18 protein-coding genes are annotated in these 23,036 nt (G+C 70.7%); 7 read left to right on the forward strand and 11 right to left on the reverse strand.

Annotation, left to right across the window (positions count from 1 at the left end; genetic code table 11):
* Positions 1 to 244: 244 nt before the first annotated feature.
* Entirely contained in the window at positions 245 to 775 is a 531-nt protein-coding gene (locus ACFVX4_RS38700) for a nucleoside 2-deoxyribosyltransferase domain-containing protein (RefSeq protein ID WP_389987211.1), read from the forward strand.
* A gap of 89 nt (positions 776 to 864) precedes the next feature.
* Positions 865 to 1,710, forward strand: a complete 846-nt coding sequence (locus ACFVX4_RS38705) for a JmjC domain-containing protein (protein WP_389987214.1) — start codon at positions 865 to 867, stop codon at positions 1,708 to 1,710.
* A gap of 396 nt (positions 1,711 to 2,106) precedes the next feature.
* Here the strand turns inward: ACFVX4_RS38705 and ACFVX4_RS38710 are convergent, their stop codons facing one another.
* The 7 genes from ACFVX4_RS38710 to ACFVX4_RS38740 all read right to left on the reverse strand — a co-directional run bounded on the left by ACFVX4_RS38710 (position 2,107) and on the right by ACFVX4_RS38740 (position 11,858).
* Positions 2,107 to 2,460, reverse strand: a complete 354-nt coding sequence (locus ACFVX4_RS38710) for a hypothetical protein (RefSeq protein WP_389987217.1) — start codon at positions 2,458 to 2,460, stop codon at positions 2,107 to 2,109.
* Between the two features lie 21 nt (positions 2,461 to 2,481).
* Positions 2,482 to 5,556, reverse strand: coding sequence for an ATP-binding cassette domain-containing protein (locus ACFVX4_RS38715; RefSeq protein ID WP_389987220.1), 3,075 nt, complete (start codon positions 5,554 to 5,556; stop codon positions 2,482 to 2,484).
* Entirely contained in the window at positions 5,553 to 7,745 is a 2,193-nt protein-coding gene (locus tag ACFVX4_RS38720) for an NHLP family bacteriocin export ABC transporter peptidase/permease/ATPase subunit (RefSeq protein WP_389987223.1), read from the reverse strand. The genes ACFVX4_RS38715 and ACFVX4_RS38720 overlap by 4 nt, the downstream gene beginning before the upstream one ends.
* The gene (locus tag ACFVX4_RS38725; protein WP_389987226.1) at positions 7,742 to 8,551 is read right to left on the reverse strand and encodes an HlyD family efflux transporter periplasmic adaptor subunit; all 810 of its coding nucleotides are present in this window, start codon (positions 8,549 to 8,551) and stop codon (positions 7,742 to 7,744) included. The genes ACFVX4_RS38720 and ACFVX4_RS38725 overlap by 4 nt, the downstream gene beginning before the upstream one ends.
* The gene (locus ACFVX4_RS38730) at positions 8,548 to 10,017 is read right to left on the reverse strand and encodes a SagB family peptide dehydrogenase (protein WP_389987229.1); all 1,470 of its coding nucleotides are present in this window, start codon (positions 10,015 to 10,017) and stop codon (positions 8,548 to 8,550) included. The genes ACFVX4_RS38725 and ACFVX4_RS38730 overlap by 4 nt, the downstream gene beginning before the upstream one ends.
* A gap of 223 nt (positions 10,018 to 10,240) precedes the next feature.
* Positions 10,241 to 10,987 carry a MerR family transcriptional regulator gene (locus tag ACFVX4_RS38735; RefSeq protein WP_389987232.1) on the reverse strand — a complete coding sequence of 249 codons (747 nt, stop codon included), beginning with the start codon at positions 10,985 to 10,987 and terminating at the stop codon, positions 10,241 to 10,243.
* 523 nt (positions 10,988 to 11,510) lie between these two features.
* Positions 11,511 to 11,858 carry a hypothetical protein gene (locus ACFVX4_RS38740; RefSeq protein ID WP_389987235.1) on the reverse strand — a complete coding sequence of 116 codons (348 nt, stop codon included), beginning with the start codon at positions 11,856 to 11,858 and terminating at the stop codon, positions 11,511 to 11,513.
* A 758-nt stretch (positions 11,859 to 12,616) separates the two neighbouring features.
* On the opposite strand from ACFVX4_RS38740, the gene ACFVX4_RS38745 reads away from it, so the two are divergent.
* Entirely contained in the window at positions 12,617 to 14,911 is a 2,295-nt protein-coding gene (locus ACFVX4_RS38745; RefSeq protein WP_389987237.1) for a helix-turn-helix domain-containing protein, read from the forward strand.
* A 560-nt stretch (positions 14,912 to 15,471) separates the two neighbouring features.
* Here ACFVX4_RS38745 and ACFVX4_RS38750 read toward each other — a convergent pair.
* Positions 15,472 to 16,815 (reverse strand): endonuclease domain-containing protein, encoded by a 1,344-nt coding sequence (locus ACFVX4_RS38750; protein WP_389987240.1) that lies wholly within the window; start codon positions 16,813 to 16,815, stop codon positions 15,472 to 15,474.
* Positions 16,816 to 17,264: 449 nt separating this feature from the next.
* Between ACFVX4_RS38750 and ACFVX4_RS38755 the strand changes: the two genes are divergently transcribed.
* Both ACFVX4_RS38755 and ACFVX4_RS38760 read left to right on the forward strand, forming a co-directional pair.
* Positions 17,265 to 17,549, forward strand: a complete 285-nt coding sequence (locus ACFVX4_RS38755) for a hypothetical protein (RefSeq protein ID WP_389987243.1) — start codon at positions 17,265 to 17,267, stop codon at positions 17,547 to 17,549.
* Entirely contained in the window at positions 17,549 to 18,058 is a 510-nt protein-coding gene (locus ACFVX4_RS38760) for an NUDIX hydrolase (RefSeq protein ID WP_389987246.1), read from the forward strand. Before ACFVX4_RS38755 ends, ACFVX4_RS38760 begins: the two co-directional genes overlap by 1 nt.
* Before the next feature lie 87 nt (positions 18,059 to 18,145).
* On the opposite strand, the gene ACFVX4_RS38765 is transcribed toward ACFVX4_RS38760, so the two are convergent.
* The 3 genes from ACFVX4_RS38765 to ACFVX4_RS38775 form a co-directional block, all read right to left on the reverse strand.
* Positions 18,146 to 19,435, reverse strand: coding sequence for an MFS transporter (locus ACFVX4_RS38765; RefSeq protein ID WP_389987249.1), 1,290 nt, complete (start codon positions 19,433 to 19,435; stop codon positions 18,146 to 18,148).
* The gene (locus ACFVX4_RS38770; RefSeq protein ID WP_389987252.1) at positions 19,432 to 20,583 is read right to left on the reverse strand and encodes a PLP-dependent cysteine synthase family protein; all 1,152 of its coding nucleotides are present in this window, start codon (positions 20,581 to 20,583) and stop codon (positions 19,432 to 19,434) included. Before ACFVX4_RS38770 ends, ACFVX4_RS38765 begins: the two co-directional genes overlap by 4 nt.
* A gap of 92 nt (positions 20,584 to 20,675) precedes the next feature.
* The gene (locus tag ACFVX4_RS38775; RefSeq protein WP_389987255.1) at positions 20,676 to 21,101 is read right to left on the reverse strand and encodes a hypothetical protein; all 426 of its coding nucleotides are present in this window, start codon (positions 21,099 to 21,101) and stop codon (positions 20,676 to 20,678) included.
* A gap of 252 nt (positions 21,102 to 21,353) precedes the next feature.
* On the opposite strand from ACFVX4_RS38775, the gene ACFVX4_RS38780 reads away from it, so the two are divergent.
* Positions 21,354 to 21,782 carry an SAV_915 family protein gene (locus ACFVX4_RS38780; protein ID WP_389987258.1) on the forward strand — a complete coding sequence of 143 codons (429 nt, stop codon included), beginning with the start codon at positions 21,354 to 21,356 and terminating at the stop codon, positions 21,780 to 21,782.
* A gap of 17 nt (positions 21,783 to 21,799) precedes the next feature.
* Positions 21,800 to 23,036: diaminopimelate decarboxylase (gene lysA, locus ACFVX4_RS38785; protein ID WP_389987261.1), on the forward strand; the 1,237-nt coding region annotated here is incomplete at its 3' end.

A 23,036-nucleotide genomic window follows, 5' to 3' on the forward strand; every position in this document is an offset into this window, starting at 1 on the left:
TCCGACACAACCAGACAGTCTCATGCCCCACGGAGAACATCGAGCCCGGACCGAAGCCTCCTGCACGCTTGACGAAGAACATAGAGGCACCCCCCCGTCATCGGTCGCAGGGCAGGTTCGTGCTCACCACGGGTGACAAGCGCAACTCCGTGGTTCAGCGTCTGGAGGTCGCGGAGGCCCCGGAACGTACCAGGTGCATCCACTCCTGAATTCCTCTCGTCCCGTCACCAGCAGAGAGCGGCGCATGATGAAGACCGCACAGGTGCGAGTCATCGAGTCCATGCAGGAATACGTGCCCCGGGCCGAGGAAACGAAGGTCTTCCTCGCCGGCGGAATGCACAACTGCCCCGACTGGCGATATGAGGCGATAACCGCCTTCAAGCAGATCTGGTCCGGCAGCAGCGCCAACCGGTGCTCGCTGGCCCTCCTCAGCCCGCGTCGGGTCATCGCCGGCTCGTCAGGCTTCAACGAGTCCATGGTGGCCTGGGAGTATCGGCACTTGGCGCTGGCGGACCTGGTGCTCTTCTGGTTTCCGAGCGGAAACGCGGCGCGGCCCGAACAGCCCATCGCGCTTTACGAGTTGGGAGCGGCGGCGGCCGCCGGGCGGGCGATCACGGTGGGCGTCGAGAACGGTTACCGGCGCCGCTCGGACGTGGTGGCACAGCTGCGCTGTGCGCGGCCGGGGCTGCCGGTCCACAGCGATCTTCTCTCCACCGTGGGCACCGCGGTTGAGGCGCTGGGCGCCAAGACCCATCCGCTTCGAAGCGCTTCGTAAGAGAAAGTGATCACTGGATGGAAACTCTCCGCTCATTGGTGGGCGACCCTGAGCTGTTCCTCGGGACCGCGTGGCGACGTGAGGCTCGTGTGCTGCGCCCGAGCGCGCCTCCCGCACGGCTGGTCACGCTGGCCGACCTGGACACAGCGCTGACCGGCGGCCTGCTCCGCAGACCCTATCTGGAACTGGTCCGCAGCGGACGGAACCTGGAATTGGGTGACTTCACTACGGTGCGAAGTGTCGGTGAACACGAGTTCCCCGGTTACGCCGACCCGGACAAGGTACTGAGGAGGGTCTCCTCGGGAGCCACCCTGCTGATGCGGAACATCGAGCACTGGCATCCGGGGGCGGCGGCGCTCTCCGGCCGCCTCAGCGCCGAACTGGGCCGCCCGGTCGAGGCGTTCGTCTTCGTCACGCCGCCGGGGGAACAAGGGCTGAGTCCGCATCGTGACGATGCGGACGTCTTCGTCGTGCAGCTGAACGGCAGCAAGCGGTGGCAGGTGCACAGCGTCCCGGCGAGCGGTGAGTGGGATGCCGGATATGCGCCGCACCCGGGGCCAGCGGTGCTGGAGACCACGGTGGAGCCGGGGCAGGTGCTCTATATCCCGCGAGGAGCACCGCACTCGGCCGTCGGTCAGAGCGGCGGTCTGTCCGTGCACCTGTCGCTGACGGTTCGCCGGCCCGGCACCGAAGCGCTACGGGCCATGCTGGTCCGGTACCTCGACACCGAACTGTCCCTTCCGCCTTGTCCGGTGGACGACGCAGGACTGCGCAAGACCGCGGCCGAGCTGCTCGACCACTATCGGGACCGGCTGGGTGCGCTGACACCGGAGGAGTTGTGCGCGGCGGTCGAGTTCGGTGCTCCGGACGGCCCGGGGACGGACACGACAGCGGCGCCCTCGCTCGCGGCACTGGCCGCCTTGCTCGACGGCTGAGAAGCCGGACATTCGCGAAGGCGGGTTTTGGGGAACGGTCGTGCCGATGACGGCACGACCGTTCTGTCGTCTGCCGGTGGCGCCGCCGAAATGCGGTTCGGCGGCCGGCGGACGATCTGCGTCCTGCCCGTCGGCCGCCGTGGGCGCCGGACGGCGGTGCCTATTCGTCGTTCGTGACGGTCAACCCTTTGATACCTGCCACGAGGGCCTGGAGCTCGTCATCCGAGAGATCGGCGGCGTAGGTCTCGTCTTCCTCGTTCACGGTCTTTCTCCTCTGCATTTCCTGGGGTTTCGGTTTCCTGGGGTTCGACAGTGACGGCCACACGGTTCCACCACGGCAGCCGGGCTCTTCCGGCCGCGGCATCAGCAGATGCCGCGCCAGGGACCGACGGGCGTTCAGCGCGGAACGTCGGGCAGGGCGGGGTGACCGAGACCGGCGACGAGGGAGTCCAGTTCCTCCTCCGCGAGGTCGATAGCCTCGAATCGCTCCGGGTGCGGGACCAGCAGCCTGAGTGTGCCGCGGTCGGGAATCTCCTCCCAGGCCCGGATCTGGGATTCCAGAACGTCGGACGTCGCGGGCTGATCGCGGACGACCTCGATGACGGTGCCCATCGGCACGCTGATTCCGTGTTCGGCGAGCAGGGCCCCAGGGTCGGAGGACAGCATCCGCTCCTTGCCAGGGTCCGACCAGGCGGCCGCGACCACCGCGCTGTAGCGAGCGGTGAAAGTAGTGCGCTCGGCTTCTTCCATAGTGCGAACCTTCGCTTTCCGTCATGGAGTTGGGGAGATTGCGGCCGCATCGCGCGGATTCGCCGACTGCGCCCAGAGCTGGCGCTGGACAAGCCGGTGGAACAGTCCACCGGTGTCCGCGAGCAACTCGTGATAGGTGCCGCTCTGGACGATCCGGCCCTGGTCCATGACCAGGATGACGTCCGCGTTGATCACGGTGGAGAGCCGGTGGGCGATGACGATTCGGGTCGCGGCGAGTTGCTGGGTGCTGGCGGTGACGATCTCCTGGGTGTGGTTGTCGAGAGCACTGGTCGCTTCGTCGAAGAAGAGCACCCGCGGTTTGGAGATCAGCGCCCTGGCGATGAGGACACGTTGCCTCTGGCCGACGGACAGGGCGCCGCCGCCGAAGGACAGCAAGCTGTTGAGACCCATGGGCATCCGGTGGATGTCCTCGTCGAGCCCTGCCATGGCGGCGGCCTCCCAGACCTGCTCGACGGAGTAGGGCTGGGCGCCGCAGATGTTCTCCCGGATGGTGCCGCTGAACAGCCGCCCGTCCTGGAGGACCACTCCGCACTGCCGGCGTACGGCCTGCACGTCGAGCTCGGCGAGGTCCTGTCCGTCGTAGAGCACGGAGCCGCTGCGCGGGCGCTCGAAGCCGAGCAGCAGCCGCAGGAGGGTGGACTTGCCGGAGCCGCTGGTACCGACGATCGCGATGAACTGGCCGGGGCGGGCGTGCAGCGTCACCTTGTCGAGCACCGGGGTGTCCTGGCCCGGGTAGCCGAAGGTCGCGTTGACGATCTCGATCTCCCCCCGGAGGTCCACCGGTTGGACGTGGCTGGGTTCCCGCTCGGCCCGCGCGGTCAGTACCTCGGAGAGGCCGTGCAGGCGGGGGAGCACGACGACGAACTCGGCACCGCTGGTGACCAGGAGGATCATGGACTGGAGTTGTAGGGCGAAGGCCGCGTTGAGCGTGAAGAAGCCGCTCGCCGGCACCTGGCCCCGCAAAGGGCCTGCCAGGACGGCGAAGAGGATCAGTTGTCCGGCGATGGGCACGGTGACGGCGACCGCGGACAGGGCTCCCTGTACCCGGTGAACGCGTTGCAGCCGGGCGCGGGCCGCGACGGTGGCCTGCGCCCAGCGGCTGAACATGGCGTTCTCGGCGCCGGCCAGCCTGATCTTCATGATGCCGCCGAAGATCTCGTTGGTCACTGCCGCGGCGTGGTGCTCGGCGGGCAGGGCCTGGCGCTGACGGCGGATCACCGCCGCACCGAAGAGGACTCCCAGGCCGCTGGTGCCGGCCAGCAGCACGAGGGTGTACAGACCGACGACGGGATTGATCTTCAGAGTCAGAGCCAGTCCGGCTGCCGCGGTCAGCAGGGCGAGGAAGGTCCGGGTCGCCAGCCCGTTCAAGGCCTGGCGGGCGTAGGCGGTGCCCAGCATCTTGCTGGCCAGGACGCCGCTGGTGGTCTGGGTGAAGAAGTCGGACGGGAGCCGGATCAGCCGGTCCCACAGGGCGAGTTGGACCCCCGATTCCAAACGGTCCTCCAGCCGCAACGCGTGCAGATTCAGGAGCGCGGTGAACAGGGCCGCTGCGACGGCGCTCACCAGGTACAGCCCGGTGGCCCAGGGAAGGTCCTGAAGGCCTCCCGACGTCAGGGAACTGAGCACCTGGCCGATCAGCAGCGGGGTGGCGAGGCTGAGCGACGCCACGGCGACTCCGTTGGCCAGCATGGAACGCAGCTCCGACGCGGTGCCGAAAGCCCCCCGGCGCAGGAGTTGCCGCAGGCTGCTGTGCGCGGGCAGGGGCAGCTGGGCCAGGGTGGCGTTCCGGCTGAAGGTTTGCGCGCGCCGCTGGTCCACCGGGGTACGCGCCCGTGTGTGTGGGTTGACCATCCAGTACCTGCCGCGGGCGAACAGCAGGGGAACCGGAATCAGCCGGGCATCCCCTTCGGTGCCGGCCGACACGGCCGGGCCGCCGGTCGGCGTATCCGTCGGCTGATCAGCGGATGCCGAGCCGACTGCCTGGGTCGGGCGCCAGCCGATGAGCGGTCCGACGTTGTTGTGCCACCACTTCGTGGACAGCCGGACCTGACGCAGGTGAAGCCCCGAGCTCTGGGCGACCGCTCGGAGTTCGTCGCCAGGGTTGCTGGTTCCCGGCGTGTGAGTGGGCGGCTCCGTCACGGTGACGTCCGCTCCTTCGGTGACCACCTGGAGGGTCTCGACCGCCCAGGCCCGGGCGTCCTGGGCGCCGTCGGTGGCGAGTCGCCCGCCGCGGGCTCGGTTGGCGCCGAGCACTCCCAGGGCCCGTCGGGCACTCGCTGCCACCATCTGCTCGGCCGCGCGTTTGCGGACATCGAGAGCGTGCAGGAACACGGTGTCGGCGGCCAGGGCGCGATCGCCGAGCGAACGCACCAGATGGGCCATCTGCTGGTCGACCGCCTCGAACAGGGCTCCGGAGCGCAGCAGGTCCGGGGTGTTCAGGAGCTCGACCAGACAGTCGGACTCCGCACGGGTCCAGTCCTGGAGACCGAGGAAGAGCGCCTCACGTCCGGCCAAGCCGTTCTTGCTCATGCGGCCATCCGCCAGCCGGATCCAGCACGGTCGGCCGCTTCCGACGACCGTGCGGCCGCGCGTGAGCGAGACGATCTGCCGGGAGCGCAGGACCTGGGCATCCCGCGGGGCGCTGGTGGAGCGTACGGCGTCCGAGACGGCCTGCAGAGCACGATCCAGCGCGTCGCTGATCACGTCGGCGATCCGGTCATCGCGACCGGGCGGCCGGCAGCCGTCCGACTCCTCCGGCTGGACCTGGCGGCACAGCCTGGAGAGCTGGTCGTGGTCGACGCCGCGGAGCCGGCCGCCGGGCAGTGGCACCACGGTGAGCTGCCACTCGCCGGTCGCGGTCGAGGAGGGGATCGCGCTGTGGGCGGGGCAGCGGGCGACGAAGTGCTGCCGGGAGGTGTCGCCGTCGGGCACGAGACGGCTTGCGAAGATGTCGGCCGGCCCGCCTTCGACCAGGTAGACGGTGTGTCGCCCGTCGATGCGGCGGGTCGCGGTGGAGCCGGGGGCCGCCAGTTGGGCGAGCAGGTCCCAGTCCTGGGGCGGAACGACAGTGTTCATGTGGTTTCCCCCGCTGACTTCGCGTGGTGCCGGATGAGTGCCGCGTAGGAACCGTCGCGTGCCATGAGGGCATCGTGAGTGCCGCGTTCGACCTCCTGGCCGTGCTGCAGCACAACGATCCGGTCGCAGTCACGGATGGTGGACAAGCGGTGGGCAACGATGAGGCAGGTGGCGCCCCGGCGGCGCAGGTTGGAGTCGATCAGTCGCTCTGTCTCGGTGTCCAGGGCGCTGGTGGCCTCGTCCAGGATGAGCAGCCGGGGGTTGCGGACCAGGGAGCGGGCGATGTCCAGACGTTGGCGCTGGCCTCCGGAGAAGTTGCGTCCGCCTTCGTGCACCGGGCTGGCCAGGCCGCCGGGCCGGGCCGCCACTTCCTGGTGGATGCAGGCGTCCTTGAGGGCCTGCACGACGTCCTCGTCGGGGATGGTCGGGTCCCACAGGGTGATGTTGTCCCGTACCGTGCCCTCGAACATGATCTTGTCCTGGTCGACCATCGCCATGGTGGCGGCCCACAGCCCCGGGTCGAGCGTGTGCGGATCCCGGCCGTCGATGGTGATCCGCCCGCTCCAGGGCTGGTACAGGCCGGCGAGCAGCCGGCCGACGGTGGACTTTCCACTGCCGGAGCCGCCGACCAGTGCCACCCGCGCGCCAGGAGGCAGCTCGAGTGAGAAGTCCTGGAGGAGCGGTGGGACGAGCGGGTTGTAACCGAAGGTGACCCTGTCGAGCACCACGTGGCCTTCCAACGGTGTCGGTGCGCCGGAGACGACAGGTGCGGGTGGCAGCGGATAGCGTTCCACGTCCTGGAGGCGCTGCAGGTCCGCGCCGATTTCCTCGACCTGGGCACTGACCGTGGTGAGGCTGGTGACGGGCCGGTTCATCGCGACGGCCAGGCCCTGCATGGCGACGAGCACTCCCACGGTCAGGGTGCCGGTCAGGACGAGGTGACTGCCCAGTGCGATCAGCACGGCGGTGTTCAGCGCGGCGAGCAGGGCGGGTACCGCTGCCACGACGGCGGCGGGCACGCCCGCCTTCTGCTGACCCGTGGTGACCGCCGCCTGGCGCGCGGCGAACTGCTGGTAGCTCAGCTCCTCCTGCCCGCTGGCCTTGACGGTCTCGATCATCGAGATGGTGGTGTACACGGCGGCGAAGAGCCGGCCGCGTTCGGCCTGCAGGCCTGCAATGGCAGTCGCGCGGATGGCGGACAGCCAGCGCAGCACAACCACGTTGAGGCCGGAGAAGACCAGCGCACACAGCCCCAGGACGAGGTCGTACTGGCACAGCAGCGCGGCGTAGGACAGGGCCAGTGCCATGTCCACCGCGGTGGATGCCAGACGCCGGGTGAAGATGTCGGCCACCACGTCGTTGGTGCGTACCCGGCGAGCGAGATCGGCCGCCATGCGCTGGTTGAAGAAGCCCAACGGAAGCCGCAGCATGTGCCGCATCAGGCGTGCCGCGCTGCCGAGCGCCACCGCGGTCTCGGCGCGCACCAGCAGGCGCTGCTGCAGCCATCCGGCGACGAGGGTGATCACGGTGGCCACGGCCATGGCCGCGACCAGCGCGACTGAGGTGCCCGAGTCCGAGCCGAGCAGCACCCGATCGACGAAGACCCGGGTAAGGGCCGGCACCGCGATGCCGACCATAGCGACCAGGAGGCCGAGGATCGCGGTCTGCGGCACGACTGAGCCGAGATTGCGCCAGCGTTCCCGCAGCGTGCGGACCAGACTGAACGGGTGTCCTCCGCGCTCGAACCCGGGACCCGGTTCCAGCGCGATCAGGATGCCCGTGTACGCGTCGTCGAACTCCTCCCAGCTCACCGTACGAGGGCCGGTGGCCGGGTCGTTGAGTCTGACCTTCCGCCCCATGCCCTCCAGCACCAGGAAGTGTTCAAAATTCCAGTACAGAATGGCCGGCAGCCGCACAGAGGCGAGGTCCGCGATGGGACTCTGCCGGCCTCGTGCGGTCAGCCCGTATCGGCGCGCCGCCTTGGCGACGCTGGCCGCGGTGGAGCCGTCCCGGCTCACCCCGCAGGCCTGCCTGAGCTCTTCGAGCGGGACGTGGCGGCCGTAGTGGGCGAGCACGATGCCCAGTGAGGCCGCCCCGCACTCGGTGGCCTCCATCTGGATCACGGTGGGGGTGCGCACCCGCTTGGCGGTCGGCCGGTCGGTGCCGCGCTTCGGGATGGTCGGACTCATTGGTTCACCAGCCAATTCAGCGGGTGCTCCTGGGCCACGGTCAGGGTCGCCGATACCGTGCTCTGCGAGTTCAGCGCGAAGGACGGGGAGGAGCGCGACCACTTCAGTCCGGTCGGCGACTCGGCGTCGGGGGTGAGGCGGACGGTCACCGCGACGACCGAACCGGCGGTGAGGAACGGCGTCACATCGCGGTCGGCGCCGAGGAAGGCGTGCAGGGATTCCTCGGTCTCCGGAAGGGAGCCGACGGCCGAGACCGTTCCGGACAGTGTGCCGAAGACGCTCACCGGTGCCACCGTGGTCGACAGCCGCACCGGCATGCCGACGCGCAGCAGCGGGGCGTGGGTCGCCGGCACGTAGACCATCGCCTCCAGCCGGTCGCCGGGCGTGTCCAGCCGCTCCAGAACGGCGACTTTGCTCCCGGGCAGCAGCATCTCCCCTTCGGAGATCCGGACACTGACAACGTGCGCGGTCCACGGCGCGGTGACCGTCACGGTCGAGCCGTTCTGACTGACCAGGGTGTAGAGCGGCTGCTCCTCGCGGACCCGTTGGTTCGGGACCACCAGGACCGCGCCCACCTGTCCCTGCCGGGTGGCGTCCAGGGTGACGGCGCCCGCAGCGTGGGTGAGCACCCCGGGGGCGGTGACGGTCTTCGGTACCGTGGCGAACGCCGACCAAGTGCCGACGGAGAGCACCACGACCAGGAGCGCCACCGTCGTCAACCAGGTGGGTATCGAGGCCAGCCGGGCGATTTCGTCGAGTTGTTCGGGTGATTCCAGCTTTCGAAGGGCCTGTTTGCGGAATCTCAAAGCTGCTCCTCGGAGTCGGACGGGCAAGAGCCGAGGGCGAACTCAGCGATGGCGGGTTCGACCAGCGTGTCCAGTCCCGACAGCGCGGCGAACGAGGCGACGTCTCCCGCCCCCAGCGCGCACGGGGCCAGACCCATGTCGGTGGCGACCAGGTACATCCACGCGGTCAGGATTCCGGCGTCCTTGAGCGCCAGCGCGTACGGAATTCCCTCGTACTTCCACATCAGGCGCCCGATCCGTGCGGTGATCACGAACAACACCTGTGGCGGGTTCGGCATGGTGGCCGTGGCGCGCGCGAACGAAAGCATCTTCGCGGTCTCGGGGCCCGTGGCGGCGACGGCCGCCAGGCGATGCCGCACCGAGTCGTAGTGATAGAGCCCGCTCTCCAGTCCGGCGCAGCGCGAGATCAGCGGGTAGATCTCCAGTTCGCCGATCCCACCCGCTCCCGGGTACGGGCGCCTGCCGGTCTCCAGGCCGTCGACGCTGCCGGTGGCGGCGGGTTCGAGGCGCTGGACCCGATGGAGGAACTCGGCCAATTGGGCTGCGGAGATCGGCCGGGCGTCGTCCTGGTGGCGCACGCTGCGGCGACGGGACATCACCGCCGCCAGCGAGTCCGGCGTCGCCTCGGCGGGGCGCGGGGACGGCGCGGGCAGCGGAATCGTGCGACGCGCTGTGGGCCCGCTCGTCTGCGGAGGCTCCGGCTCCAGGACACCGCGGAAGCGGTAGGTGGCGCCGATCGGCGCCGCGTGGCGTTGCGGCCGCGTCCGGTCGTGCAGCCACAGTTCCTCCGGCGACCACAGACCCATCGGAGCGGTTCCGAGCTCGGCCTCGGCTTCCTCGGACGTCACCAGGACTTGGGCGGAGAGCAGCTCGTCCAACAAGTGGCCGGCGGTAGGCTCGTCCACCTCCAGTCCCTTGGCCACGTCGAGCCGACTGACCCCGCTCGCCGCCGCGCCCGTCAGGACGGCGCCCAGCTGGGTATGCGCGCAGGCGATGGCGACGGTGCTCAGCGGGGAATGGGCCAGCATCCGCCCCTGATCGGTGCGGAGCACCGCGAACCGGGACAGCCGGTAGACCACCCCGGCGCCGTGCAGGCGCCGGGCGGGACCGCTCTGCGCCCCGAGCCCACGGGGCACCACGTCCAGCAGCGCCCGGGCTCCGGCGGCGATCCGGCGCTCCAGCCAGGAGTGCAATAGCAGTCGGCGTACAAGCAGTTGAGCGGGCAGGATCCGGGCTTCGCCCTCCAGGCCGGTGACGAGCTGGGCTATCTGAAGGTCGCTCAGCCAACCCTCCGCCATGCGCAGCAGCAGCGCCCGCCGGCCGGCCTCCGGGTCGGGAAGGCGCAGCCGGTAGCGGGACTGCTCCAGCACCAGGCACCCGCCCGGCTCGTTGGTCAACCGTGCGTCGGCGCGCAGCCGATAGCTCTCGACCTTGGCGGCACCCGGCAACGGGGACGTGCGATTCATGGGATTTCACGATCCTGATACGGGGACGGTCGTGCGGCGAGTGGGCAGGGACGGATCGAAATACGGCATTCAGCCGTCCCGCAACGCCTGCGGCAATCCCGGCCGGCACTGACCGTAGTGCGGATGGGGCCGGTCCTCGGCGAAAGGATCGATCCCGTGCCCAACATCGGATCGACCACGGCACGGAATGGTGTCATCGGCCCGCTCGGGGGAGCCGGGCTGCTCAGCCGTTCTCGACGACGACGGATTCCTCGACCCAGGGCGCGGACCCGTAGCTGCTCGCCAGCAGGTCCGCGGCCAGTTCCCGGCCGTGGTTCTCGGCAGCCGCGCGGAAGGCGCTCGCCAGGAGTTCCACCAGTCCCTGGGTGAATGTGCCGGTGCTGTGGTCATCCAATCCGGCAGCCGAATTCCGTTCGTGGCAAGGAAGGTTGAGCGAGAGGATGTCCGCGCCGACGATCTTGATCAGCTCCTCGGCGGCACCGTCGATCCGGTCCAGCAACCGCGCCAGGCACTGCAGGGTGACCGCCTCGGGGATTCCCGCCCGGACGAGGTCCAGGGCGGCACGCAAGACGCCGGGTCGGGCGATGCGCACGGCGCCATCCTCGTCCCAGCCGAGCATGCCGTGCCGGTTCAAGGAGTGGAAAACGCCGGGCCTCTCCCGTATCGCCCGCTGCAGGGCGGCGGTGAGCTTTTCCCGGTCGTCATCGCGGCCCTCCGCACCGAGAATGGCGCCGATGGACACCAGATTGAAGCCTTGCCGCTGCAGTGAAACGATGTGCTCCAGTCTGCGCACATGCGTGTCGTCGTAGTAGCCGACCCGCCCTCTGCGGATCGGCGGCTGCAGCAGCTTGCGGGATTGGTGTGCTCGGACGTTCCTCGGCGACATGCCGACGATTCTGGAGAGTTCCTCCACGGTGTAGCGGGCGGCCGGACGATCCGGGCTCGTGAGGGACAGGGGGCTCGATGTCATGGTGTGTCCTTCCACGGGCCGGGGCTGATCGGCGGACGGTGGGCCATGACCGGGGCGATCACTCCGAACACCTGGCGAGACAGCGGCGATGGGCCGGGACAAGGAGCCGGCACGGTGCAACGGTACTCACCAGGGGGAGACGCGGCCCAGGGCCGCACCAGGCCGAGGAGCAGGGGTCCGCCAGCAGGGCCGGCACCGTGGTGATGTCGATGTGGTGGTCGCACAGCCACAGGGCGTGCGGTTGACTGGTCGGCTCTGCGGCCTTGGGAGTCGGCCTTGAGTCTGTCGTGGAGGGTGGCGAACCCGTCGGGCGCAGTCCCGGGAGCCACCGAGCACCAGGTGGTCTTCCTTGCCTAGTACGGCGGCAACGCGGCGGTAGACGCGCAGACGATCCGCCGCACGCTCCGCGACGGCGGCTCGCACGGGCGCCGTGCGGCATTCACGGGTTCGGCCATGACCGTCATACCCGTCGGGCACACCGCGCGCCCCCGTCCGCCCTGGAGACGAACCTCCTCCAGAGCCCTCATACGCCTCCGGGAAAGAGCCCTCCTGGGATCACAAAGCGCGGTCCGCCGGGCCGTACGAGCCCGGGGCCCACCCGCACCAAGAGGTACGACGCGTTGCTGAGGGCCTTGGATCCCGGTGGCCTCCGGCCGACCGTGGACTGGTGCGAGGCGCCCGGCTTCCGCTGTGCGATGGCCTCGCACTCCGCCTTCACCGTTTCCAGGAACCGATTGCAGCTCCTGGCGGAGTCGGACGGGGAGTCGGGCACCTTCAGGTTGATGACCTCGTCGGCGCCCAGGGCCACCTCCGAGGCGGTGAACTCCGAGGCCGCCCAGGCGCGATCATGACGCGCCCGTCCATCGGCCACGCCAGGCCGTGGCAGCCACCCGCAGAGTATGGGTGGCGACCGGGGCCGACGGTCATCGGGCACGGGGCCTCGTTCATCGTCCCGGCCGGTTGGTTGTTCGCGCCCTTCGCCACCAGCACCGGGCGGACCGGCCGTCCGGCGGCCTGGTGCTCCAGGACCGACCCGGTCAAGCTGGGCGCCTCGTCGTCCTGGCGCGGCGAGCACAAGAGCGCCGGTGCGGCCGCCCGCGGCCGCCCTGGGCGTCCACGGCCCGCTGCACCCCACCGTCACACCCGCCAGCGCACCGACTGTGTGTATCTGACGGCTCGACATGCGCGCGTCGCCGCTCATCCCCATCGCCACCTTCCGATCCTGTCCGGGGCCAGGCGCATCGACGCCTCACCCGGATACTGCCGTCACCCGCCGTGCCCCGGCAGCGGGGCCGGACCCAGTCGAGCACGCGCCCGGCAGCGCGGACCAGGCAGTTCAACCCGCAGGACTGCATCCGGCATACTTCTGTCGTACAGCTCGCGCCGCACCCGGGGGAGCGCAGCACCACGAGGAGCGTTGCACGTGCGGCAGCCCTGCCGAGCCTCTGCCAGCGGGCGTCCACCAGCAGCCGGTCCCGGCAGCACCTGGTCCAACGACCCGGCGCCGAGCCGCATCACCAGGCCGTACACCTGGCAGAACCACCTCCCGTCCGGTAGGGCCACGTCCCGCACCCTGCTGCCGGACGGTTCGCGCCGCGGCCGTGGTGCACCGCCGGGGGGAGCGGCATCATGAGCAGCGGCGGATCCGCGTCCGGCGGGTTCGGGGAGCTGCTGCGCAGCCTGCGCGTCCGCGCCGGCCACACCCAGGAACGACTCGCCCACGCCGCGGGAGTGAGCGTCCGCACCCTCGTGGACCTGGAACGCGGCCGCACTCGCGGACCGCAGCGCCGTACCGTGCAGGCCCTGGCCCGCGCACTCGCCCTGGACGCCGCGGACCGCGGAGACCTGGAACGGGTCGCCGCCTTCGGCCGGCCCCGCCCACGCCTGGCCGCCGCACCCTCGGGCGCCCTGCCGCTGCCGCGCGACCTCAGTGACTTCACCGCCCGTACCCAGGCCCTGGCCCGTCTGCGTGCCCTGGCCGAACACCCCGGAGGAGACTCGGCACCTGTCGCGGTCGTCACCGGACAGCCGGGCCTCGGCAAGACCGCCTTCGCCGTCCACGCCGCACACACCCTCGCCCCGCACCACCCCGACGGCCAGTTCGCCATCGATCTGTGCGGCATGGACGAACGGCCCGCTGACCCACGCGAGGTCCTGGCCCGCCTGCTGCGCGCCCTCGGCGTGACCGAGCGTGCCATCCCTCACGACACCCAGGACCGCACAGGCCTGTTCCGCTCGATCGCCGCCGTCCGTCGACTGCTCCTGCTGATGGACAACGCCGCCGACGAGGACCAGCTCCGCCCGCTGCTCCCGGGTCGGGGCAACTCGCTGACCGTCGTCACCAGCCGCCACGCCCTGGCCGGCCTGGAGTGCGCACACCGCATCGACCTCACCCTGCTGCACCGAGAGGAGTCCGTCGAACTGATCACCCGCATCATCGGCGCACAGCGCGTCGCCCGGGAGGCCCAGGCCGCCCGCGACCTCGCCGATCTGTGCGGCCACCTGCCGCTGGCCGTCCGGATCGCCGGACAGCGCCTGGCGATCCGGCCGCAGGAGCGCCTGGGCAAGCTTGTCGCCCAACTCACCCGCGAAGAAAGTCGATTGGACGCTCTGAGAGCCGGCAGCCTCGAAATGCGGGCCGCGTTCGCGCTGTCCTACCGCCGGCTCACCCCGATCGCCCGTACCTTGCTGCGGCGCGCCGCCCTGGCGGCCGGCCCCGACTTCAGCCCGGAGACCGCCGCCCTGCTGGCCGGCACCACGCTGCGCCGGGCCCGCCTGTGCGCCCAGGACCTCGCCGACCGCGGACTTCTCCAGCCCCACCCGGAAACCGAGCGCTACCGCTTCCACGATCTGCTGAAACTGTTCGCCACCGAGCAGCTCGCCGCCGACGACGACCCCGCCGCCCTCGCGGGCGCCCGCAACCGGACCGCCCGCTGGATGCTGACCCGGGCCACGGCGGCGGCGCTCCATTTCGACGCGGAGCACCGCCGAGCCCCCGACGGCGACCCCGACCCCGTGACTGCCCCCACCGGCCCTGAACCGGCCCGCGCCTGGCTGGAAGCCGAACGTGCCCAATGGCTCTGGGCGCTCCACCACGCCCAGGCCGCCGGATGGCACCGGCAGGTCATCGACACCGCCGAGGCCATGCACTGGTTCTCCGACCGCACCCAGCACTGGGAGCAGTGGGCGGAGGTGTTCCAACTCGCCGTCGCTGCCGCCCGTGCGCTGGGCAGCCGGGTGGACGAGACCGTTCACCTCAACTATCTCGCCTGGGCCTACAACATGTGCACCTACGACCACCATGCCGCCCTGGAGACCGCCGACACGGCCTTCACCGCAGCCCGGGAGAGCGGCGACCGGCTCCAGATGGGCTGGGCCCTGGGCTACGGGGCCGGTGCCCTGAAACGTCTCGGCCGCACCGGCGAGGCCATCGCCTGGCTGCGCGACTCCGCCGCCTGCCACCGCGACAACACCACCCCGCAAGGCCGTCTCGCCGAACTGACCACCCTCAACACCCTCGGTATCGTGCTGCGCGAGACCGGCCATGCCGGCCAGGCCCTCGCCATCCACCTCAGCAGCGAGGCCATCTGCCGCGCGGGAATCCCCGGCCAGTCACCCGACCTGATCGCCGTCTACCACGCCGCCACCCTCCACCACCTCGGTTGCGATCTTGCCGTGCTCGCCCGCTGGTCCGAGGCGGAAGCCCCCCTGCGCCAAGCGCTCACTGCTTTCGAGGCGGCAGACATGCCGGCCTGGAGCTCACCTGCCCGCCTCGACCTCGGCATCGCCCTGCACCACCTCGGCCGCCACAAGGAAGCCCGCGCCACCCTGATCACGGCCCACCGCACCCTCACGGAACTCAACCATCCCCGCCACACTGAAGCCGCCGCCCACCTGAGGCGACTGCCCGACTGCACCGGGTGACCACAGCCTCGGCAGGACAGTGCCACGCGGGTACGGCTCGCGCGGATCCTCAATGGGTGTTCTGCGAGTTTCGGCGGTCCTCGTGGCGTTTGGAGGCGGGTTGTCCGGTTCGAGGGCTTCACGGTGGGCCGGGGTGGAGCCAACGTGCGGTGCCATCCGTCCGCTTCTCAGCACGGTTGGGGTTCGTGTCGTGGGGCCCGGTGGTTGCGTGTGGGATCGGCTGGGAACGCCGCGATGCCCTCGCCGTCCCATGGGGGAATCGAAGCTTCCGTCCAGGCCGGCAGCGCGTTCGCCAGCTCACGGCCGACAACCGCAACCTCGACGAGCGGCTGAAGGCCGCCCGGTCCAACCTCCGCTCCCAGGACCGGCGGGTCGCCGACCTCGAAGCCCAAATCGCGGGCACCTGACGACCTGGTGCAGGGCCGCAACGTCCGGCCCGATGGCCACGGGGATACCGTGGTCCCGGGCCGGACAACATGGCAGGCTCCGCGCATTTGCGAAGCCTGACAGGTCAGCCGCCGTAGCCGTGACGGTGGGGTGTCAGGTCTCCCGGTGCCCGCTCAAAACAGTTCTAGGTCCTCGCCGCTGGTGTCCGCGATGACTGGCCGGAACTGGGCAGGGAGGCCGTCCAGGCGGTCAGGACCGGCCGCGGCGGCCACGGCAGGGGCCGTCTCGGCCAACCAGGCACGAAACCGCTCGGTGGCTTCGCGGTAGGGGACTCGCGCCAGGACACGGTGCTCGCCGGAGGGGCAGAAGTCGACGGCGACAGTGAGCAGGCAGGAACGGGGCGCGTTCTGACTGCCCGTCCAGGACACGCGCAGGACACCGCAGGGTTTGCGCCCGCGGGGGGCGCGGTGGGTCGGGCGCAGCGATCGGCAGGCTATGTGGGCGGTCCATGCGGCGAGGTGCGGCAGGGGCAGGGTGGTGCGTGCGCGGCAGCCGGGGCAGCGGTGCCAGTGGCGGAGCCAGTCGTCGGTGTCGGTGTGGAAGAGGCGTGTGTAGCGGTTCGCCACGCGGATGTCGTTGCTGTACAGGTGGTCGGGGCGTTCCTGTGTGTTGCAGGACTGGCAGAGGGGGGCGCGGACGTAGCCGTGTTCGTGGCAGTGGTCGAGCACGGTGGCGGGCGCGGTGCGGCAGACGGCGCACGCCCACCCGGCCACCTTGCGTGAGGTGCCGGGCCTCCTGCTGAGCACCGAGTACAGCTGGCCTTCCAGCTCTTTGTTGTACGGGCGCAGTGAGGCGGTGGGGCCCTCGGGGCTCGTCGTCTGCCGACCGCCGGCGTCTCGGGCCTGCCGGGGGTGGGAGGGCGGCTCGGTGACGGCTGCGCTTGTCTGGCGGGTCCGCGCGGCTTGCACCCACTGCGTTTCGGCGTGCTCGGCTGCGTCCAGCAGCCTGACCACAGCGCGCGGCAGCCACCACGTGCGCTGCGTCCCGTCGCGGGTCTGCTCCACGAGTATCTGTCGCCAGTCGATCCCCGCCAGATGGTACGGCCGGCCGACTTCACGTCGTGCTGCCCGCTCGGGGTCGCCCAGCTCCTGCAGTTCCCCCTTGATGCGCTGGCGCCAACGCAGCGGCGTTTCCTCGTTGCACTCCTGCCTCGGCGCCCCACGAAACGGACCGATGCGGACGAGGTCCTGCCGATCCATCCCAACCGCGTTCAGTTCCGCGGCCGCCCGGCGCACCTCAACTTCCGGAACACTCCACTGACCGTTGCTCGCCCTCACCGTCGCCACTACATGGCTGCCGAGCAGGACGTACCTCACCTGGGCACGGGCAGGAGAGCAGGTGAATGCCCCAGAAGCCGTCGGCACAGCACTGTCGGCCGTCAAATCGACCCACAGAGCGTCCGCGGCAACCAGGGTGATCAGGCCGTCCGTGCGACCGGGCATGACACGATCTGACATACCGACAGGCTAGCGGCCTGCAACGCGGCAACGGATCCCAAGCGCATCGGTCAGCCGGGCCGCCGCCCGCAACTCCATATTCCTGAGCATCTGGTTCGTCAGCACCTCCCGTGCCCGTAGCCTCACCACCAGAACGTCAAGAACCGGGCAAGTCGCCCTCGCGCATCAGCGGTCCCCGAGCCCAGACGAATTGAGCAACAGAGTCCCGCGGCGAGCCAAAGTGGCAGGACAGCGTCACCGGCAGATCCTCGAAGGACACTGCAGGAGACCTGCAGGACCACCACCAACACCGAGACCGCTCGGACGAGTTACAGCAATGCCCCCAACTCCCCGTCGGACATGTGGTCTATGAGAAGTCGCAGTTCAGAGCCGGTGCACGAGCTCCTGCGGTCGGTGCGCGCGTCCTGCGCAGGCCCAGAAGGCCGACGGTCGAGCTCACCCCGACGGCGGTGCGATCGAACATGTACGGAGCCGTCGAGGTGCCATGGGAGGAGATCCTCGGGGCACGGGTGGCGGACGGACCGCATATCGATCTAGCCTGCCCGGCAAGCGCCTACCGCATCACGGGAAGAACCCGCCGTGAGGACGAAGCGGCTTCGTTCGGTCTGTACGCTCCGGCCACCGAGTTGCTCCCGCTCCTGGCCTGGCTGCGGGAGCATCCCGAGTCACGTACGACGGTTCTTGCGCCGTGGCCGGATCAGGTGGCTGTCAGGAACGGCGACGAGGAGAAGTGATGCGTCAGTACAGGGGCCCGGTCTCGCAGTTCACCGTGAACGACGACGTCGAGGTGCCCGTTCCCGTGCCCGGCGCGGTCTGGACCGTCGGCGCGGTCATCCTCGACCAGAACGGTGCGGCCTTCGCCCAGAGGCGTAGCTCGGACCGCCGGCTCTTTCCCGACACGTGGGACATCGTGGGCGGCCACGTCGAGGCCGGCGAGGCCCTCTTGGACGCTCTCGCCCGCGAGATCGAGGAAGAGACCGGCTGGCGCCTGCGCCACGTGCGGCGGTTCCTCGGCACCAGCACCTGGACCGGCGACGACGGCGCCGGACTCCGTCACGAGGCCGACTATCTCGTCGAGGTCGACGGTGACTTGGGCAACCCGGTCCTGGAACGGTCCAAGCACTCCGCCTTCGACTGGTTCGGCCCCGACGACCTCGCCCGTCTGAAGGACAACCGCGCGCCCGGAGAATTCCTGATCCACGATCTGATCGCACTGGCCGTGCGAGCACAGTACGGGGCGTAGGCGCGACGGAGCCGGTACTGCCGACCGTCTCCCGGGGCGGCGGCGACCTCGCACGGAACGGGTGCGAGGCCGGCGGTCCCTGCGCTCTCACGCCGTGGTCGGCGCCTGGGCCGGTGCCGCGGTGGGAGCGAGGTGCAGGTGCCCGGTGCGGCGCAGGCCGGTCAGGGCGGCGGCACAGGCGAGGCCGAGCATGGACAGCACGGTCCACGGCAGCCAGGGGGCATGGGTACGGGTGGCCAGGTCGAACAGGGCTCCCACGGCGAGGTTCCCGAGGGCGACGGCGACGCCGGCCACGGTGCTGTAGGCGCCGTAGTAGGTGGCCACCAGACGCTGTCCCGAGAGACGGACCAGCGTGTCCATCTCGAACGGGTACAGCAGCGCGGCACCCGCGGCCAACAGCGCCGCGCACGCCACCAGGCCCCCGAGCCCGAGTACGGCGGTCAGTCCGTGGCCGCGGTGATGCGGGCCGGGCAGCAGGGGCAGGAACGCGGCGCCCATGACGGCCAGGCCGAGCGCGATCGCTTTCGGCGGGGCCAGGTGTTTCCTGGCCCAGTCGGTCAGCCGGAGCTGACCGGCGACCGCGACCGCGGCGGAGACGGCGAAGACCACACCCATCGCGGTGCCGCCGTCGTCGCCCAGCAGGGTGCGGGCCTGCAGGGGCAGGGCGAGGTACGCCTGGAAGGCCAGCAGGTACGAGCCGGCCATCGCGGCGGAGAACAGGACGAAGGGCCGGTTGCGAAGAATCGTCCGCCAGTCCGTCGCGATGCCCCGCCACCCACTCGTACGCTCCGCGTCCGGTGCCGGACGCCGTGCCGGCAGGGCACGGGCCTGGACGACGGCCAGGACCCCGAACACGGTCGCGGACGCGGCGCACACCACCCGGAAGTCGAGGGTGAGCAGGGCGAGCCCGGCGAGCGGGCCGAGCAGGATGCCCGCCTGATAGAAGACGTTGAAGGCGGCGAACGCCTCCACCCGGCGCTCTCCGGCGCCCTGGGCGAGGTAGGCGCGGACGGCGGGGTTGAACAGGGCGCCGGCGAACCCGGTCGCGGCGGAGGCGATGATCAGCGCGGGCACGGTGTCGGCGAGGGCCAGCAGCGCGAACGCTCCGGTCCGCAGAGCGCAGCCGGTCAGGATCATGGGTTTGTAGCCGATCCGGTCGGCCAGGGTCCCGCCGAGCCAGAACATGCCCTGCTGGGAGAGGTTGCGTACGCCCAGGACGAGGCCGACCGCCCACGCGGCCAGGCCGAGGCCGTGGGCGAGGTGGTCGGCGAGGTAGGGCATGAGCATGTAGAAGCCGAGGTTGATGCCGAACTGGTTGACCATCAGCAGCCGGATGCCGGGCTCGAAGGAGCGCACCTGGGCGCGCAGCCGCCTCACCGGGCACCCGCCAGTACGGCAGGGACGACGGCCGGGCCGGTGACCGTTCGGCAACGCGTCCAGGACGTCACGGTGCGCTCGCCCGGGTCGGTGATCTCGTCGGGCTCGTCCGGCAGCGGCACCGGGGGGTCGAGGAGGTTGTGGCCGTGGCACCAGCCGTCGTTGTAGATGGTGTCGAGATAGCGATGGGGTCCGTCGGGAAAGATCGCGGCGATCCTTGTTCCGGCGGGGCAGGTGCGGGCGGCCCATCCGGCGACCATCGCCACCGCGCCGACGCTCCAGCCGCCCGAGGCGTAGTGGTGGCGGGCCAGCGACCGGCAGGAGCGGACCGCTTCGGCCGGGGCCACCCAGTGGACCTCGGTGAACGCCGGGTAGGCGACATTGCCCGGGTGGATGCTGGAACCCAGCCCGCGCATCAGCCGCGGTCCGGCCGGCTGCCCGAAGATCGTCGAACGGGTCGAGTCCACGCCGATCAGCGCCAGGTCGGGGAACGCCCGGCGCAGCGCGGCCGAGACCCCCGCGGAGTGGCCGCCGGTTCCGACGGAAGCGACCAGGACGTCGACGCGGCCCAGTTGCGCGACAAGTTCGGCGGCCAACGGGGCGTAGGCCGCCACGTTGTCGGGGTTGTTGTACTGGTCGGGGCACCACGCTCCGGGAGTTCCGGTGAGCAGTTCGGCCACCTTCTCGCGCCGGGCCTGCTGCCAGCCGCCCACCGGGTGCGCGGTGGTGACGGTCTCGACGCGGGCGCCGTAGGCGACCAGCGCCCGGCGGATTCCCGGTTCGAGTCCGGGGTCGGAGACCACGGTGACCGGATGTCCGAAGGCGATCCCGGCCAGGGCCAGGCCCAGTCCCAGGGTGCCGCTGGAGGATTCGATGACCGGCGCACCGTGGACCAGATCGCCGCGCTCCCGGGCGCGGGCCACCATGTGCAGGCCGGGGCGGTCCTTGATGCCGCCCGGATTGGCGCCTTCGAGCTTGGCCCAGAAACCACGGCCGGCGTCGGCGAAGGGTTCACCGATCCACAGCACCGGCGTGCGGCCCACCAGATCGGAAGGTCCACGGGCAGACGTCGGGGCAGGGGCGTACGGGGGGATGTTCATGAACGTGTCACGGCTCCTCGCCCCGGCCGGCAGCGGCCGTCGGGGCATCGGGGGATCAGGGAGCGGACACACAGCGGCCCGGATCCGGTCCGGCACGGGCCGGACGGGTGTGAAGCGGGTGGGCGGCTGTGCGGGCCGGGTCAGGTCCGTGCCACGCACAGGGCCGTGAGGATGCACCGCCCGCCGAGGAGGCCGTGATCGGGTGCCCGACCCGTCCCGTCGCCCGACAGGGCGGCGGCGGGTGCCCAGGGCCGGACCTCCACCGGGAGTGCCCCGCCCGGGGCGGGAGGGGGTGGGGCGTCGATGCGGATCCAGTCCGCCGTGTGATCCGTCTCGGGGCAGCACGGTGCCGGATCGGGAGACGACGCCGTGGCCGGACCGGGCGGTGTCGCCGCAGGAGCGGCGGCCGCGGCAACCGCGTTCGTCGGGCCGTGATGGGTGTCGAACGCCGTGCCATGGCTGTGTGCGCAGCCCAGGAGGTGGAAGACCAGCCAGAGCAGTAGAAGGAGCACGCCGCCGTCCCACATGCGGCGATACGCCGGGGAGAACGACACCGCACCGATCATTGACTCAAAGTACCCAAGTGAACACGCGAAGTCACACTGGTCGGTCGGCTCGCCGCAATGCGATTTCGGAGCCCGGCGGCGTTCGGCGGGGCTGGATGACGATGCCGTCGTCAATCGTGCGTCAAGGGGCGTCCGTGCGGGATCAAGGGAGCGCTAACGGAGATGTTCGGCCCGGCAGGAGCGGCATAGCGTCGTAGCGTGCCACGGATTGCAGTAGTCCGTGGCGATGTACCCGTCTCCACGAGGAGTGCCATGAACGACAACCAGTGTGCCGAGGACCCCGACCCCCTTCAACCGAACCGGACCGGAGGACTGTTCGTTCCGGTCCGGTCGGGGCCCGCGGGCCACTGCGTCCGCCTCTTCCGTACGCCTCTCGGTGCACGTACCGCCGTCGCCTTCACCCACGAGCGGCAGCTGCTCCTCACCCTCGGACAGCGACAGACCTGGATCCGGCTGTCCGAGCCGGCGGTACGCGCGCTCGTCGCGCCGTTGGGGGTCGTCGATCTCGTCATCGACCCGCTGCTTGCTGTCCCGGGTCCCGGCGCCGCCTCCTCCGCGCGGCTCACCCGCCGTACGGCCCCCGCGCCACAACGCGAGTGCCGACCGGTCCGGAATCTGCGAGCGGTCGATGTGGTCCGCGCGGCCGGAACACAGCCGTTGTCTCCTGCATCAACCTCTTGATCGGCTGGGGGAACACCATGACCACAGCACTTCCCGGGCCGTCGGCTCCGACGCCCGCACCGACCGTGCCCCCCGCAGCCCCCGTGCCGCCGGGCAACGCGGCAAGCCTGTCCGTCTGGCCCGCTTCGGCGCGGCTCACCTCCCGCGATGATGTCGCGGTGGGAGGCGTCTCCCTCGTGGAGGCGGCCGAGCGGTTCGGCACACCGGTCTATCTCCTCGACGAGGGCGAGGTGCGGGAACGCTGCCGCACCTATCTGCGGTCCTTCCCGGACACCAATGTCGTCTACGCGGCAAAGGCATTCCTCTGCCGTGCCCTCCTGCGCTGGGTGCAGGAGGAGGGCCTCGGCCTGGACGTCTGCTCCGCGGGCGAGCTGGAGTTCGCCGTGACGACCGGCTTCCCGCCCGAGCGCATCGTGCTGCACGGCAACGCCAAGAGTCCGGACGACCTGGACGCCGCGCTGCGCCTGGGCGTCGGGCGGATCGTCATCGACAGCGCGTGGGAGATAGCCCGGCTCTCCGCGCTCGTCCCGGACGGCGCCCGCCAGAAGGTGCTGGTGCGTGTGGTTCCCGGTGTGAGCGCGGGCAGTCACGCCGCGATCCGCACCGGCACGGACGACCAGAAGTTCGGGCTGTCGATCACCGACGGGAGCGCTCAGCACGCCGTCGCGCGGATCCTCGACCAGCCACGGCTGGAACTCGTCGGACTGCACTGCCACATCGGTTCGCAGATCACCACCGTCAAGCCCTACCTGACCGCGCTGCGACGGGTCGTCGGGCTGCTCGCCCAGATCCGCCACCAGCACGGAATCGTCCTGCCGGAGCTGGACCTCGGCGGCGGGCACGCGGTCGCCTACCGGCCGGGCGAGACCTCGCTCGACATACCGTCCCTCGGCGCCCGCATCCGCCGGGAACTGGCCACGAGCTGCACCGCGGCCGGCCTCCCCGTACCCCGGCTCACCGTCGAGCCCGGCCGTGCGCTGGTCGGGCCCGCGGGCGTGGCGCTCTACCGGGTGCTCGCGGTGAAGAGGACCGGCGACCGGATCTTCGTGGCCGTGGACGGCGGAATGAGTGACAACCCGAGGCCCGCGTTGTACGGCGTACGTTACGCGCCCCGGCTCATCGGCCGGCGCTCGACGGCCGAGCCCTGCACGGCGACCGTCGTCGGCCGGCATTGCGAGGCGGGCGATGTGCTCGCCGCCGATGTGACCATGCCCGGCGACATCCGCCCCGGGGACCTGGTGGCCGTCCCGGTCG

Origin of the sequence: Streptomyces sp. NPDC058240, from assembly GCF_042882135.1 — a bacterium.
Taxonomy (GTDB): Bacteria; Actinomycetota; Actinomycetes; order Streptomycetales; family Streptomycetaceae; genus Streptomyces.